This is a genomic window from Serratia sp. MMO-28 (assembly GCF_037199905.1).
Classification (GTDB): Bacteria; Pseudomonadota; Gammaproteobacteria; order Enterobacterales; family Enterobacteriaceae; genus Chania; species Chania oryzae.
This window is the reverse complement of the sequence record NZ_JBBCVB010000014.1, coordinates 1-14,670: the sequence shown is the minus strand read 5'-3', so window position 1 is coordinate 14,670 and position 14,670 is coordinate 1. Positions and strand designations below refer to the sequence as shown.

At 50.6% G+C, this 14,670-nt stretch carries 14 protein-coding genes and 1 rRNA gene; 7 read left to right on the top strand and 8 right to left on the bottom strand.

Annotation, left to right across the window (positions count from 1 at the left end):
* Positions 1-193 precede the first annotated feature (193 nt).
* The 3 genes from glnL (at position 194) to WG891_RS13675 (ending at position 2,900) form a co-directional block, all read left to right on the top strand.
* A complete protein-coding gene (gene glnL, locus WG891_RS13685) occupies positions 194-1,243 on the top strand; it encodes a nitrogen regulation protein NR(II) (RefSeq protein WP_076943915.1) in 1,050 nt (349 codons plus the stop codon).
* Between the two features lie 8 nt (positions 1,244-1,251).
* A complete protein-coding gene (glnG, locus tag WG891_RS13680; RefSeq protein ID WP_156293271.1) occupies positions 1,252-2,664 on the top strand; it encodes a nitrogen regulation protein NR(I) in 1,413 nt (470 codons plus the stop codon).
* A 113-nt stretch (positions 2,665-2,777) separates the two neighbouring features.
* Complete coding sequence (locus tag WG891_RS13675) at positions 2,778-2,900, top strand: YshB family small membrane protein (protein WP_143555413.1); 123 nt, start codon at positions 2,778-2,780, stop codon at positions 2,898-2,900.
* A gap of 35 nt (positions 2,901-2,935) precedes the next feature.
* On the opposite strand, the gene hemN is transcribed toward WG891_RS13675, so the two are convergent.
* Together hemN and yihI are read right to left on the bottom strand one after the other, a co-directional pair.
* Positions 2,936-4,309, bottom strand: a complete 1,374-nt coding sequence (gene hemN, locus WG891_RS13670; protein ID WP_337263299.1) for an oxygen-independent coproporphyrinogen III oxidase — start codon at positions 4,307-4,309, stop codon at positions 2,936-2,938.
* Between the two features lie 250 nt (positions 4,310-4,559).
* Positions 4,560-5,105 carry a Der GTPase-activating protein YihI gene (gene yihI, locus WG891_RS13665; RefSeq protein ID WP_156293273.1) on the bottom strand — a complete coding sequence of 182 codons (546 nt, stop codon included), beginning with the start codon at positions 5,103-5,105 and terminating at the stop codon, positions 4,560-4,562.
* A 741-nt stretch (positions 5,106-5,846) separates the two neighbouring features.
* Between yihI and yihA the strand changes: the two genes are divergently transcribed.
* Complete coding sequence (gene yihA, locus WG891_RS13660) at positions 5,847-6,497, top strand: ribosome biogenesis GTP-binding protein YihA/YsxC (protein ID WP_337263300.1); 651 nt, start codon at positions 5,847-5,849, stop codon at positions 6,495-6,497.
* A gap of 264 nt (positions 6,498-6,761) precedes the next feature.
* Here yihA and WG891_RS27050 read toward each other — a convergent pair whose 3' ends face one another.
* Together WG891_RS27050 and polA are read right to left on the bottom strand one after the other, a co-directional pair.
* Complete coding sequence (locus WG891_RS27050) at positions 6,762-6,809, bottom strand: spot 42 RNA, inhibition of DNA synthesis (RefSeq protein ID WP_071892919.1); 48 nt, start codon at positions 6,807-6,809, stop codon at positions 6,762-6,764.
* Positions 6,810-7,008: 199 nt separating this feature from the next.
* Positions 7,009-9,804 (bottom strand): DNA polymerase I, encoded by a 2,796-nt coding sequence (polA, locus tag WG891_RS13655; protein ID WP_337263301.1) that lies wholly within the window; start codon positions 9,802-9,804, stop codon positions 7,009-7,011.
* A gap of 488 nt (positions 9,805-10,292) precedes the next feature.
* Between polA and WG891_RS13650 the strand changes: the two genes are divergently transcribed.
* Complete coding sequence (locus WG891_RS13650) at positions 10,293-11,189, top strand: acyltransferase (RefSeq protein WP_337263302.1); 897 nt, start codon at positions 10,293-10,295, stop codon at positions 11,187-11,189.
* Between the two features lie 41 nt (positions 11,190-11,230).
* Here the strand turns inward: WG891_RS13650 and dsbA are convergent, their stop codons facing one another.
* The 3 genes from dsbA to WG891_RS13635 all read right to left on the bottom strand — a co-directional run bounded on the left by dsbA (position 11,231) and on the right by WG891_RS13635 (position 13,234).
* Complete coding sequence (gene dsbA, locus WG891_RS13645; protein WP_337263303.1) at positions 11,231-11,854, bottom strand: thiol:disulfide interchange protein DsbA; 624 nt, start codon at positions 11,852-11,854, stop codon at positions 11,231-11,233.
* 29 nt (positions 11,855-11,883) lie between these two features.
* On the bottom strand, positions 11,884-12,870 hold the full coding sequence (locus WG891_RS13640; RefSeq protein WP_337263304.1) for a serine/threonine protein kinase: 987 nt from the start codon (positions 12,868-12,870) through the stop codon (positions 11,884-11,886).
* 94 nt (positions 12,871-12,964) lie between these two features.
* Positions 12,965-13,234 carry a YihD family protein gene (locus WG891_RS13635; RefSeq protein ID WP_037400383.1) on the bottom strand — a complete coding sequence of 90 codons (270 nt, stop codon included), beginning with the start codon at positions 13,232-13,234 and terminating at the stop codon, positions 12,965-12,967.
* A gap of 150 nt (positions 13,235-13,384) precedes the next feature.
* Between WG891_RS13635 and mobA the strand changes: the two genes are divergently transcribed.
* Together mobA and mobB are read left to right on the top strand one after the other, a co-directional pair.
* Complete coding sequence (gene mobA / locus WG891_RS13630; protein WP_076943903.1) at positions 13,385-13,978, top strand: molybdenum cofactor guanylyltransferase MobA; 594 nt, start codon at positions 13,385-13,387, stop codon at positions 13,976-13,978.
* Complete coding sequence (gene mobB, locus WG891_RS13625; protein ID WP_337263305.1) at positions 13,971-14,495, top strand: molybdopterin-guanine dinucleotide biosynthesis protein MobB; 525 nt, start codon at positions 13,971-13,973, stop codon at positions 14,493-14,495. Before mobA ends, mobB begins: the two co-directional genes overlap by 8 nt.
* A gap of 70 nt (positions 14,496-14,565) precedes the next feature.
* On the opposite strand, the gene rrf is transcribed toward mobB, so the two are convergent.
* Positions 14,566-14,670 (bottom strand): 5S ribosomal RNA (rrf, locus tag WG891_RS13620); the annotation flags it as partial.

Here is a 14,670-nt window from a genome sequence, read left to right as displayed (position 1 = left end):
ACTATTTCATACCGCGATAGTGCAGGATGGAGTAGGATGGATGCACTAAAAAGGTGCAGAAGTCTGCTGTACCCAAGGAGTTTCATGGGGCCAGACTGGCAACCGAGCACATCCCCTGAAGCTTGGTCAGCAAAATAACCGCGGTGAACAAGGCCGGCCAACAACGCTGTGCCTTGAAAGATGAAGGGCATATATGGCAACTGGCAAGCTACCCGACGCTGGGCAGATCCTCAATTCTCTTATCAATAGCATCCTGCTGTTGGACGATCGGCTTGCTGTTCATTATGCCAACCCGGCGGCACAGCAGCTGCTAGCCCAGAGTTCCCGTAAACTTTTCGGTACGCCACTGCCTGAACTGCTGGGCTATTTTTCGCTCAACATCGAGCTGATGCGTGAGAGCCTCAATGCTGGCCAAGGCTTCACCGATAATGAAGTCACCTTGGTGATCGACAGCCGCGCACATATTCTCTCTCTGACCGCCCAGGCACTGCCGGAAGGCTTTATCCTGATCGAGCTGGCACCAATGGATAACCAGCGTCGCCTGAGCCAGGAGCAGCTACAGCACGCTCAGCAAGTGGCAGCGCGCGATCTGGTGCGCGGATTGGCACATGAAATCAAGAACCCACTCGGCGGCCTGCGCGGCGCAGCACAGTTGCTGGCCAAAGCGCTGCCCGACCCGGTGCTGACCGAATACACCAAGGTGATCATTGAACAGGCCGATCGGCTGCGTAATCTGGTGGATCGCCTGTTGGGGCCGCAGCGGCCTGGGCAACATATTACCCAAAGTATTCATCAGGTTGCAGAACGCGTTTGCCAGTTGGTGTCGTTGGAAAAACCGGATAACGTCACGCTGGTGCGTGATTACGACCCCAGCCTGCCAGAGCTGGCGCACGATCCGGATCAGATAGAACAGGTTTTGCTCAACATCACCCGCAACGCTCTGCAGGCGCTGGGTCAAGCAGGCGGCACCATCACGCTGCGTACGCGCACCGCGTTTCAGATCACTTTGCACGGTACGCGTTATCGGTTGGCAGCACGCATCGATATCGAAGATGACGGCCCCGGCGTCCCGGCGCTGCTGCAAGATACCCTGTTTTACCCGATGGTCAGTGGCCGCGAGGGGGGGACCGGCCTGGGATTGTCTATCGCCCGTAATCTTATCGATCAGCATTGCGGAAAAATTGAATTTAACAGTTGGCCAGGACATACCGAATTCTCGGTCTACCTGCCTATTCGCCAGTGAGGTTTGCTATGCAACGAGGGATAGTCTGGATCGTCGATGACGATAGTTCCATCCGCTGGGTGCTTGAACGCGCGCTCACTGGAGCCGGCGTTAGCTGCGTCACCTTCGAAAGTGGCCATCAAGTGCTGGAACAGCTTGCCACGCAAACTCCCGACGTACTGTTGTCTGATATCCGTATGCCGGGTATGGATGGCCTGGCGCTGCTCAAGCAGATAAAACAGCGCCACCCAATGCTTCCGGTCATCATAATGACCGCGCATTCGGACCTGGATGCTGCCGTCAGCGCCTATCAGCAAGGCGCGTTTGATTATCTGCCGAAACCCTTTGATATCGACGAGGCCGTTGCGCTGGTAGAGCGCGCCATCAGCCATTATCAGGAACAGCAGCAACCGGCACGCAGCCAGCCGATCAGCGATCCGGCAGCCGATATCATCGGTGAAGCGCCAGCGATGCAGGACGTGTTCCGCATTATCGGCCGCCTGTCGCGTTCATCCATCAGCGTGTTGATCAACGGTGAATCGGGAACCGGTAAAGAGCTGGTCGCCCATGCGCTGCACCGCCACAGCCCGCGCGCTAAATCCCCGTTTATCGCCCTGAATATGGCGGCGATCCCTAAAGACCTGATCGAATCCGAGCTGTTCGGCCATGAAAAAGGGGCGTTTACCGGTGCCAACCAGATCCGCCAGGGGCGCTTTGAGCAGGCTGACGGCGGTACGCTGTTCCTGGATGAAATCGGTGATATGCCGCTGGATGTACAAACCCGCTTGCTGCGCGTGCTGGCAGACGGCCAATTTTATCGCGTTGGGGGCTATGCTCCGGTCAAGGTGGATGTGCGCATTATTGCCGCCACCCACCAGAACCTGGAGCTACGGGTGCAAGAAGGTAAGTTCCGCGAAGATCTGTTCCATCGTCTGAACGTGATCAGGGTGCACCTGCCGCCGCTGCGCGAGCGCCGAGAAGATATTCCCCGCCTGGCCCGCCATTTCCTGCAGGTCGCCGCCAAAGAACTGGGCGTGGAAGCAAAAAATCTGCACCCGGAGACCGAAACCGCCCTCACCCGCCTGCCATGGCCAGGCAACGTGCGCCAGTTGGAGAATACCTGCCGCTGGTTAACGGTGATGGCCGCCGGGCAAGAGGTGCTGATTCAGGATCTGCCAAGCGAGCTGTTTGAAACCAGCGCGCCAGAATCGGCTGGCCACAGCCTGCCGGACAGTTGGGCGACTCTGCTGGCACAGTGGGCCGATCGCGCGCTGCGTTCCGGGCATCAAAATCTGCTGTCAGAAGCTCAGCCCGAAATGGAGCGAACCCTGCTTACCACCGCCTTGCGCCATACGCAGGGGCACAAACAGGAGGCCGCCCGCCTGCTGGGATGGGGTAGGAATACGCTAACGCGGAAATTGAAAGAATTGGGGATGGAGTAATCCGTGCGCTTGATAGTAAAAACATAATCGAGCGCACAAAAAACAGCCAAATTGAGACTTTACAGAGCATGCGACAGCAGTATGATCGAGTCGCAAACTCAGGAGGTTGTTTGATGTTGGATTCTCTTATCGTTTTTATTACCCATGGCGCAGACGTCAGTTCTGCCGTCAGCCACACGCCGCAGGCAGCCTTTGCCGCGGTACTGTGCGCCGCACTGATCAATTTCTTCAATTAAAATAACAGCCGCAAATGCGGCTGTTATTTTAAACATCAAATCACCCGAGAAAACTGCTGAGTACGCGCCTGCTTGCGCAAGTAAATATCAAAACACATGCAGATATTGCGGATCAGCAAACGCCCGCGCGGCGTGACACGGATACCCTGTTCATCACGCACCACCAGCCCATCGCGTTCAAACGGAGCCAACAGCTCTAGATCTGGCGTGAAATAATCCGCAAATGTGATCCCATACTGCTGCTCAATCGGCTGATAGCTTAGTTGGAAATTACAGATCAAAGTTTTGATCACATCACGACGCAGGCAGTCGTCTTCCGTCATTGCCAAGCCACGCCAGAGCGCATTGCCACGCTCTTGCACATCGGCGTAATACACCTTGAGCTCTTTCTGGTTCTGCGCGTAGCTGTCGCCAAGCATACTGATGGCAGAAACCCCCAGGCCCAGCAGATCGCTGTCCCCCTGAGTGGTGTAGCCCTGGAAGTTGCGGTGCAACTTGCCTTCACGTTGAGCGACCGCCAGTTCGTCATTCGGCCGAGCAAAGTGATCCATACCGATAAACTGGTAACCCGATTCGGTCAGCGAAGCGATGGTTTGCTGCAAAATGTCGAGTTTCTGCTGCGCACTCGGCAAATCAGCATCTTTGATTTTACGCTGCGCGGCAAACAGGTTCGGCAAATGTGCGTAGTTGAATACGCTCAGGCGATCCGGGTTCAGTTCCGCCACGCGCTGCAGCGTGAAGGCAAAGCTTTCCGGCGTCTGCTTTGGCAGGCCATAAATCAGATCGATATTGGTGGAGTTGAACCCCAGCGCTTTAGCACGAGCGATCAGCGCGAAGATAAAGTCTTCGTTCTGTTCACGGTTCACCAGGCGCTGCACTTCTTTATTGAAGTCCTGCACCCCCATGCTCAGGCGATTGAATCCCTCAGCACGTAAATGATCCAGCACATCCAGCTCAATTTCGCGCGGATCAACCTCGATCGACATCTCCGCATCCGGCAGGAAATCAAAATGCTGGCGCAACGTGGCCATCAACCGGCTGATTTGCTGTTTGCTGAGGTAAGTTGGCGTTCCCCCGCCCCAGTGCATCTGATTAACCTTACGGCCTGCAAACAGCGGCGCACGGGCAGCAATCTCGCGCGCCAACACCGCCAGATATTCATCCGCCTTGTGAGTTTGGCGTGTCACCAATTTATTGCAGCCGCAGAAATAGCAGAGCTTGTGACAGAAAGGAATATGCACATACAGCGACAGCGGGCGCTCAGGATAACGCGCGGCGGCGCGTTTAAACGCCACGTCGTCGTAGCTCTGGTTAAACTCCAGCGCTGTAGGGTATGAGGTATAACGCGGCCCCGAGTAATTATACTTTTGGATCAGGGCCAAATCCCAGACTATCGCCTGTTCTGACATGCTCGCTCACTCCTTCCGATCACCCCTTCATCTTTTAAGCTGCAGGGATTTACCGCCCACCTGTAACTTAAAATCTATTGGGTCTCTTTTTCCTACCGGGCCGGGAAATGGGCAGTGATCTACGCTGTCTGGCCACGGAAGCGCTGCGAAAACGCGCTTTGCGCTTCGACAACCGCCATAGTTTACCGAATAACCACAGTAGATAACATGTCAATAGTAGGGCTATTACCAGGATCAACCACATGTCACGTTAAAATACGTCTTTTGGGTTACCGCTTTTCAGCAGCTTCAGGATGTCTTCCTGCTTCTCTTCCACTTCATCATCTTCATCGCCTAATTCGATGCCTAATTGCTCCATCAGAGCATCGATACGATCCAGCGTTTGTTCAACATATGCCTGATCTTCTGCATTCAGGGTGTCACCATCATCCAGGCGATCCAGCAATGCATCCAGACGTTCGTCATTTTCCAGCTTCGCCAATTCTTCTTCTGGCGTCAAACGAGGCTTGGCTGCAGTCTTGGGTTTTGGCTGCGGTTTAGCCTTCGCTTTAGCATCAACCACCAGTGCGACTGGCACTTTGCTGCCAATACGTGGATCTTTGGGCTGCTCCGCTGCTTTGTTTTTCTGGTTGGCAGATTCAACCTGGGTGCGTGAACCAGAAGCATGACCACGGCGTTTTTTCAGACGCTTGCGCTCACGAGCTTCCTGATCGAGCTCCACACGGCTTTTCTTTTTACTTTTTGGCGTCGCCGCGCTGCTGCGTGGGGCGCGAGGTGCTTTTGATGGTTGGTTCATGGCGTGTGCTCTTAGGTGGGTAGATTCAGTATAGAATTGCTATACGATTGCGGCGGAATCTAGCAGAAAGTAGACAAAGAAAAAAGGCGGCAGGTTAAACCTGCCGCCTATTTCGCACCTTCAATTGAAGGATATTCCTGCTACGCGCTCCGTGCGTACACTCAACGTCCCGGTTTTTCCATCTGCTATAACCGCATTCCCTGCAACTATGCCTTCATCCTGAAAAGGAAATTCGTCCCTAGTGCAATCCGTTAGCCTTCGCCCTTCCTGAGCGTGCTTCCCGCATGCATCCAAATTGCAGTTACTTCACCATCCATATGCTATTCGTACACTCCGGTACAAATAGTTCAATTCCATCTGAAATCATCCTGATACTCATTACACGCCCTGTGTATTCCATGAGATTTATCACCCTTCCTGGATGTTCCTGTTTCCTTCGCGTCCTGCGTTGAGAGCTACTTTACGCCTTTAGGAATTGTACTCAAGGTACCTACAACAGACTTACAGTGATATTTTCGCCATAAAATAACTAACAATTTGTTTTTTAAACAAAAAAAATAAATGAACATTTAAATAAAGAGACATTACCCTCTATTGGAATGGCAAATGTCTTACACGGCAGGAGCCAATTTGCTGGAATGGACTACTCGCTAAACGCATTAAAACCGAGAAAAACACCATTTTGATACCGATGCAGTTATAATCGCCCACCAGATAGCCATCCTCACGGAGACGAAAACGTTGACCAGCAAGAATTACAATTATCATATGACCCACTTCGTCATCAGTGCGCCCGATATTCGCCACCTTCCGGGGGATGAAGGTATTGAAGTCGCATTTGCCGGCCGTTCCAATGCCGGTAAGTCCAGTGCGTTGAATACCCTGACCAATCAGAAAAGCCTGGCTCGTACCAGTAAAACCCCTGGTCGTACCCAATTGATAAACCTGTTTGAGGTGGAAGAAGGCATTCGTCTGGTGGATTTGCCTGGCTATGGCTATGCAGAAGTCCCTGAAGAGATGAAACGCAAATGGCAGCGGGCACTGGGCGAATACCTGCAGATGCGCAACTGTCTGAAAGGCTTGGTGGTACTGATGGATATCCGCCACCCGCTGAAAGATCTCGACCAGCAGATGATTCAGTGGGCCGTTGATGTCGGCACCCCGGTGTTGGTGCTGCTGACCAAAGCCGACAAACTGGCGTCCGGGGCGCGTAAGGCGCAGCTCAATATGGTGCGTGAGGCAGTGCTGCCATTTATGGGGGATATTCAGGTTGAAGCGTTCTCATCACCGAAAAAAATCGGTGTCGACAAACTGAGCCAAAAGCTGAACACTTGGTTTAATGAGATCCCACCCGAGGTTCTGCCTGAAGAAGACGACACTAGCGGGGAGTAACCGCTGATTGTGGGTAAAAAGCCGATGCTGAGACATCGGTTTTTTTATGTGCGCCATTCACTACTTGTTATCCAGTTACATTTCTGACTAAAAGCCATCAGAAACACTTATGGCTCATTGAGTAACGAATACAGACAGAAGCAAATGGTGAGAGAGAGTTGGCAAAGAAGGAATAAGCGGAGAAAGCTAAGGGAAGAATCTATGCGGGCCTTTGTTTATACAATAAAAAACGCCCCAGTCAAAACCGACTGGGGCGGCTAATATTCAGCCAAATCCGATTACGTGAAGTAAAAGGTCTGAAAGATAGAACATCTTACCTCTGTACCCTACGCCTGTAACTCTACATCATTTTTTCACGGTGCAAAAGAATTTTTTGTAGTTTAGTTACACGAAAAAAGGACTAAGAACGGCGATATTAAAGAAACAATCGCCGTATATTGTAGCTTAATTACGAAAACTGCTTAGGTTATCGCCAGTTAGGCGTACACCTCTGACAAACGCGATAACGCAATCAGTGGGCTTCATCCCAGTTTTTCCCGACGCCGATATCCACCTTCAGTGGCACAGCCAGCTTCATGCTGCCCTCCATCAGCTCGTGAATGCGCAGGCTCGCCTCTTCAATGGCTGACTCGTGCACTTCAAACACCAATTCATCATGTACCTGCATGATCATGCGCACTAACGGTTTTTCCTGCGCCTGCAACCAGGCATCCACTTCAATCATTGCCCGCTTGATGATATCCGCGGCAGTACCCTGCATTGGGGCATTAATCGCCGCCCTTTCGGCAGCCTTGCGGCGCATCGCATTACTGGAGCGTACGTCCGGCAGATACAGCCGACGGCCATCCAGCGTGCTGACATAGCCCTGCTCGGAAGCCTGGTGGCGTGTGCGTTCCATATATTCCAACACACCCGGGTAGCGTTCAAAGTAGAGATCCATATAGCGCTGTGCTTCGCCACGCGGGATCCCCAACTGACGCGCCAAACCAAACGCACTCATCCCGTAAATCAGACCAAAGTTAATTGCCTTAGCACTGCGGCGCTGTTCGCTGGTCACTTTGTCGAGTGGCAAACCAAACACCTCTGCGGCTGTTGCACGGTGAATATCTTTGCCCTCAGCAAAAGCCTTCAGCAAACCCTCGTCCTGCGACAAGTGAGCCATGATGCGCAACTCAATCTGCGAGTAGTCGGCAGCAACAATGCGATAACCTTCTGGCGCAATAAACGCTTGGCGGATACGCCGGCCTTCATCGTTACGCACCGGGATGTTCTGCAGGTTCGGATCGCTGGAAGAAAGACGCCCCGTTGCCGTCACCGCCTGATGATAAGAAGTATGCACCCGCCCGCTAACCGGATTAATCATCAGCGGTAGTTTGTCGGTATAGGTGGTTTTCAGTTTCGCCAAGCCACGATATTCCAGCAGCACTTTTGGTAACGGATAATCAAGCGCCAGCTCGGCCAAAACCTCTTCATTAGTCGAAGGTGCACCACCGGGGGTTTTCTTCAAAATGGGTAATTTTTGTTTTTCATACAAAATGGCCTGTAGCTGCTTGGTTGAAGCCAGATTAAATGGCTCTTCAACCAATTCATGCGCTTGCACTTCAAGCTCGGCCAGGCGTTTGGTCAGCTCTTTGGAATGCGCCGCCAGAATGTTTTGATCAATCAGTACACCGGTTCGTTCGATATGGGAAAGCACCGGCAGCAGTGGCATTTCAATTTCATTGAATACCCTCAGCAGGTCTTCACTTTCCTTCAGTTTTGGCCACATTGCCAAATGTAGCTGTAGCGTAACGTCAGCATCTTCAGCGGCGTAAGGCCCCGCCTGCTCAAGGGCGATCTGATTGAAAGTCAGCTGATTTTTGCCTTTACCAGCAATCTCTTCAAAGGTGATGGTTTTATGACCAAGGTAGCGATCGGCCAGGCTGTCCATATCATGACGGCCACTGACGCTGTCCAGTACGTAGGACTCAAGCATAGTGTCATAAGCAATACCACGCAGATCGATTCCATAGCGCGCCAGAAGGCTCTTATCAAACTTCAGGTTCTGCCCGACCTTCAGCGCCTTGTCATCTTCCAGCAGCGGCTTCAGGGCCGCCAACACCTGGGCACGATCCAATTGAGGGGGAGCATCAAGGTAATCATGTGCGACCGGCAAATAGGCCGCTACGCCCGGCTCAATGGCAAAGGATAAACCAATCAGATTGGCAGTTAAGGTATCCAGGCCATCAGTCTCGGTATCAAAAGCAAATACGTCCGCTTTTTTCAGGCGCTCGATCCAATCAGCAAAGGTTTCCTCATCGAGGATCGTGACATAGCCCTCTTGCGATAGCGTGGCTTCACTTGCCACCTTAGGTGTATCAGCGACTGCAGCCGGTTTGGCTCCGCTAACGGCTTTACGTGCGCTACCTTTGTTTTCCAGCCAGGTACCCGCTTCAACATCAGCCATCCAGCGCTTGAATTCGTATCGCTTAAACAGTGCCTGCAATTGATCTACGTCCGGCTGGCTCACCTGCAGTTCACCACAGCTGAGCTCCAGTTCAACGTCGGTTTTAATCGTTGCCAACTGATAAGAGAGGTACGCCACCTCTTTATTCTGCTCCAGTTTCGCAGCCATGGTTTTGGCACCACGGAAACTCAAGGTGGCAATGCTGTCGAGGTTAGCATAGAGCGCATCCAGCCCTCCTAGCCCTTGCAGCAACGCCTGAGCGGTTTTCTCACCCACACCGGGCACTCCAGGTATGTTATCTGACGAGTCCCCCATCAGCGCCAGGAAATCGATAATCAGCTCAGGAGGAATGCCGTATTTTTCACGCACTTCCTGCGGGCCAAGGATCGTATTGTTCATGGTGTTGATTAGGGTGATATTCGGCGTTACCAACTGCGCCATATCTTTGTCACCCGTGCTGATCAAAACCGCATGACCGGCCTTTTCCGCCTCTTGTGCCAAGGTTCCAATCACGTCATCTGCTTCTACGCCAGGCGTTACAATCAGCGGCAACCCCATGGCTTTCACCATTTGGTGCAGGGGCTCGATTTGCGCCCGCAAATCATCCGGCATCGGTGGCCGATGTGATTTATAAGCGGCAAACAGATCATCACGGAAGGTTTTACCTTTGGCATCGAATACTACCGCTACGTGGCTCGGAGTGTACTGCAAAAGCAGGCTGCGCAGCATATTCAGCACCCCGTACATCGCCCCGGTCGGTTCGCCAACGGAGTTAGTCAGCGGTGGGAAAGCATGATAAGCACGGTAGAGGTAGGAGGAACCATCTACCAGGGTGAGTGGGTTTTCTGCAATCTGGGCCATGAGCGTTTCTTTATTCGTGAAAAGACTGCGGTAAGCATGCCATAGCTAGCCGCTGCTGACGAACCTTAGCGTGCATTTTTGATGAGATTATGCGAAGCGATCCGCAAGATCCTGCCTGTGGATAACTTTGTGCATAGAAAAGATAGCGAATTATAACAACAGATTTGTTGTTATAATTAAAAATAAAAATTACAATTAAATCATTGCGTTAAAATAAATTTTTTTATGCTTTGATATTAATCATCTTTCAAGCAATTTGTGGATATAACTTAAACCAATTTTTAACAGCACAAATAATCAATTTAAATGCCTCAATAACCATAGTACAAGATTAAAAATCTGCACGGGCGAGACGCACACCGCTATTTCTTCGTGGCCAAAACGCTGACTTTCAGCAGCGTTATCTTCCTTCAGTTTCTGTTAAAATATTTATTTCATGCGTACCAGCATATGTAACGATGTTCTCATTAACCGTCAGCACTTAACTCATGCCAAAATTGTTATCCACTGTAATTTTTATCATTTCTTCACTGCTTGCCATCCTGGTGACGGTGTTATGTTCCCTTCCTATCGTTCTAGCCGGTGTTATTAAACTGTTGGTTCCTGTTCCCGCTCTCTGGCGGCGAATCTCCACGTTTGCCGATAGCATGATGTGGTGTTGGTGCCAAAGCCTAGCGTTGCTACTCAGAGTTAACCCAGATATACAATGGGATATTAACGGCCTGAAGGGGTTGGAAAAAAAGAATTGGTATCTGCTTATCGGTAATCACCAAAGTTGGTCTGACATTGTTGTGCTGTGCGTGATCTTCCGTAATCACATACCGATGAATAAGTATTTCCTCAAACAACAGCTAGCCTGGATCCCCTTCGTTGGCCTGGCATGCTGGGCATTGGATATGCCATTCATGAAACGCTATTCGCGCGCCTATTTGTTAAAGCATCCGGAAAAACGCGGGCAGGATATCGAAACCACACGTCGCTCCTGTGAGAAATTTCGTCAACGCCCGACAACGATTGTTAACTTCGTTGAAGGCTCACGTTTTACCGAAGCGAAAAGAATCAAAACGCAATCTCCTTACCGCCATTTGCTGGCCCCCAAAGCCGCGGGTATTGCCTTCACGCTCAGCGCGCTTGGTAACCAATTTGATAAAGTATTAAATGTGACGCTGTTCTATCCAGATAACCAGGCGCATCCATTTATCGATATGCTATGCGGCCGTATGAAACGCGTGGTGGTAAGAATTGAATGCCTGTCGGTGGATGAAACACTGCGCGGGGATTACTTCAACGATAAAGGGTTCAAGCGCAAATTCCAGCTTTGGCTGAATACATTATGGCTAGAGAAAGATCGCCAGCTTGATAAACTCAGGCGCCAATACCGCTAAAAAACGCCGGATTAACCGGCGTTCTTCAATGTATTTACAGATTATTTCTTTTCGCTCAGGAATTTCACGACTTCAGCAAATTGCTTCACGTAAGCCTCCATTGAGCTGGTATCCAAACCATCGGGCTTAACCATATATTTGCCGTTAACAAACATTGCCGGTACGCCACGCAGTTGCAGATCTTCAGCCGCTTTCTGTTGCTGAACCACCAAGGATTTCACAACAAAGCTGTTCAGAGCCGCATCATAATCCTCAGCACTAACCCCCGCCTTCACGAAAACATTACGGATATCATCTGGCGTTTGTACCGTTTGGGTTTTCTGTACAGCTTCAAACATCAGTGGAGTGATTTTGTCTTCCACACCTAAGGCCATCGCCACAGCCCATGCCTGAGTCATCTGTTTGCCCAATGGCCCCAGGAATTCGACATGGTACTTGGTCATTTTAGTGCCGGCTGGCAAGACTTTCTTCACGCTATCAGAAACGTGATAAACCTCTTCAAACTGGTAGCAGTGTGGGCAGTAGAAGGAGAAAAACTCCAATACCTGCGGCTCACCGGTCACTGGTTTGTCTAAGGTGACATACTGAGCACCATCACTGAACTCAGCAGCGGAAGCACTGAACGCCATCATCATGCCAATGAGTGATAACCATATTTTCTTCATAAAACTAAACTCTCCATTATGTTAAAGCTTCAATACATTGGCATCAGCTGCAGAGGAGGTTCCTGCAACAGCTTAACCTGTTCAGTAAATGCCGCAGTCTGAGATAACCAGAAATCAGACTCCGCCATCCACGGAAAACTTTTAGGAAACGCGGGATCCTGCCAACGACGAGCGACCCATGCCAGGTAGTACACCATACGCATCGCCCGCAATGGCTCAATTAACGCTAATTCACGCTGATCAAACTCGGCAAACTCACCGTAGGCCTCCAGCAAGATATCCAATTGCATCAACCGATCGCGGCGTTCACCGTGTAACAACATCCACAAATCCTGCACTGCCGGCCCATTACGCGCATCATCCAGATCGACGAACAATGGCCCATCGCGCCACAGAATATTGCCTGGATGACAATCCCCGTGCAAACGCAATGGCTGCCAATCTAATTGCCAATGCTGCTTGATGATAGCAATCAGATGATCCACGGCATTTAAAAAAGTATCGCGCTGGGCCTTGGGCACTAAAGTACAGTTCGCCAAAACCTGCCGTGGAGCAGTGAGATACTCTTCAATACCGATAGTGGGGCGCTCTGCAAATAGCCTTTCGCTACCCACCTGATGAATACGGCCAAGGAAGCGCCCAACCCACTCCAGTTGTTCAAGACTGTCTATCTCATATTGCCGACCGCCCACACTGGGAAAGACGGTAAAAAAGAAGCCATCCTGGGTATGTAGGGTATTACCCTGCAACACCAGTGGTGCAACAGCCGGGATTTCCGCTTGGGATAGCTCAAGGGCAAACTGATGCTCTTCACCAATTTGTTCCGCACTCCAACGCTCTGGCCGATAAAATTTAACCACGTAACGCTGGCGATCTTCATCCATAAACTGATAAACGCGGTTTTCATAACTGTTCAGCGCCGTCAGCCCGGAATCCACACGCAAACCAATCCCTTCCAACGCATCCATAATCAGATCGGGAGAAAGGGTTGCAAAATTAAAAGCAGAATTATTCATAACAGCCATTCAGTTCGCCAGATAACAGCACCGTGCCAAGTATGAGCAATAGTAGCATCAATCATCACCACTGGATGACTGCACCTGATGAATGCTAGTCTTTAATAACGCCACGGGCACGCAGCAATGCGGTTTTGAAATCTTCTTCGTAATCTTTCTTTAGGCCTGGGATCTGCTCGGTGCCAGCGCTACCGCGCATTTTAAGATGATAAATCAAAATATCATCGCTTAAATCTGCCAAGTCACCTTGAAAACCCGCCTCCTGCGCCAGCTTTTGCAGAAACTGAATTAGGTTGAGGTCCGGATCCTGTTGCCAGGCTGGGTGGAGCAGCTCAATCAACTCGTTTACGCGATGCGTTTTCATATCAATATCATCCAGTGAAGTGAATAAACTCACAAAGTAGCAGGCTTACTCACACAGTGAAAGAACCAGCTTGTCAATAAAAGTAAATCCCCCTATTCAAGCAGGTTTAGCGCTACAATCAGTGCATTAGGTGGAGCAGAGTGATGAACTATGCATAAAGAAATAACCGGCGTTATTCTGGCTGGTGGACGTTCTACCCGCATGGCGGGGGAAGATAAGGGGCTGATTCAACTGGGTGATAAGGCATTGTACCAGCACGTGTTGGTGCGGTTAGCTCCGCAAGTGGGTAACCTTATCATCAGCGCAAACCGCAATCAGCAACGTTACAGAGAAAGTGGCTTACCTGTAGTAAGCGACCTGACGGTAGGCTTCCCCGGCCCGTTAGCGGGCATACTGGCAGGGCTTCACTATGCCAATACCGAGTGGATAGTTTGTGCCCCCTGTGATGTACCAGAACTCCCCCATAATTTGGTTGAACAGCTATGGCAGCATAGAGGCACAGCCCTAGCGGCTTATGCCAGTGACGGCGAGCGGGCACACCCCACATTCGCATTACTGCATGCCAGCCTGTTGAATAACTTGACGGACTATCTGGCCCGTGGTGAACGTAAACTTATGCTGTTTATGGCAGCCATAGGAGCGCAACAGGTTATATTCAATAACCAGCAACAGGCATTTCGTAATTTAAATACGCCCGAAGATTGCCAACAATGGTTGCGAGAAAAAGGGGCCATTGATGGTTAGTTCATTACCGCCTTTACTCGCGATCGCCGCTTACAGTGGTACAGGAAAAACAACGCTGCTCAAGCAATTAATTCCTTTATTGAAACAGCAGCAGATACGGATTGGGCTGATTAAACATACTCATCATGATATGGATGTCGATACGCCAGGCAAGGACAGTTACGAATTACGCAAAGCTGGTGCAAGTCAGACACTGGTGGCCAACGATCGGCGCTGGGCATTAATGACCGAAACCCCCGAACAGAAACCACTGGATTTGGCATATTTGGCCAGCAGGTTTGACAGTAGCAAAGTCGATTTAATTCTGGTGGAAGGATTCAAACATGAACCTATCAGTAAAATTGTTCTTTACCGCGAAGAGGTAGGGAAACCGCTTGAAAGTATGCTGGATAAATATGTTATTGCCGTGGCTAGTGATAAAAAAATAGAGGGTATAATGCATCAATTGGATATCAATCAACCTGAAGAGATCGCCATATTTATTACTCAGTGGCTAAACAAACGAGGGAATAAGTAAGGCTGTTAAGCTTGAGGGCATCGTAAACGCAAAAAGGCCATCCTTACGGATGGCCTTCTGCTTGTTTGATGCCTGGCAGTGTCCTACTCTCGCATGGGGAGACCCCACACTACCATCGGCGCTACGGCGTTTCACTTCTGAGTTCGGCATGGGGTCAGGTGGGACCACCGCGCTA

Bases quoted from the DNA above. Each gene is read 5' to 3' on its own strand.
- glnL (WP_076943915.1), top strand. From the start codon at position 194: ATGGCAACTGGCAAGCTACCCGACGCTGGGCAGATCCTCAATTCTCTT.
- glnG (WP_156293271.1), top strand. From the start codon at position 1,252: ATGCAACGAGGGATAGTCTGGATCGTCGATGACGATAGTTCCATCCGC.
- WG891_RS13675 (WP_143555413.1), top strand. From the start codon at position 2,778: ATGTTGGATTCTCTTATCGTTTTTATTACCCATGGCGCAGACGTCAGT.
- hemN (WP_337263299.1), bottom strand. From the start codon at position 4,309: ATGTCAGAACAGGCGATAGTCTGGGATTTGGCCCTGATCCAAAAGTAT.
- yihI (WP_156293273.1), bottom strand. From the start codon at position 5,105: ATGAACCAACCATCAAAAGCACCTCGCGCCCCACGCAGCAGCGCGGCG.
- polA (WP_337263301.1), bottom strand. From the start codon at position 9,804: ATGGCCCAGATTGCAGAAAACCCACTCACCCTGGTAGATGGTTCCTCC.
- WG891_RS13650 (WP_337263302.1), top strand. From the start codon at position 10,293: ATGCCAAAATTGTTATCCACTGTAATTTTTATCATTTCTTCACTGCTT.
- dsbA (WP_337263303.1), bottom strand. From the start codon at position 11,854: ATGAAGAAAATATGGTTATCACTCATTGGCATGATGATGGCGTTCAGT.
- WG891_RS13640 (WP_337263304.1), bottom strand. From the start codon at position 12,870: ATGAATAATTCTGCTTTTAATTTTGCAACCCTTTCTCCCGATCTGATT.
- WG891_RS13635 (WP_037400383.1), bottom strand. From the start codon at position 13,234: ATGAAAACGCATCGCGTAAACGAGTTGATTGAGCTGCTCCACCCAGCC.
- mobA (WP_076943903.1), top strand. From the start codon at position 13,385: ATGCATAAAGAAATAACCGGCGTTATTCTGGCTGGTGGACGTTCTACC.
- mobB (WP_337263305.1), top strand. From the start codon at position 13,971: ATGGTTAGTTCATTACCGCCTTTACTCGCGATCGCCGCTTACAGTGGT.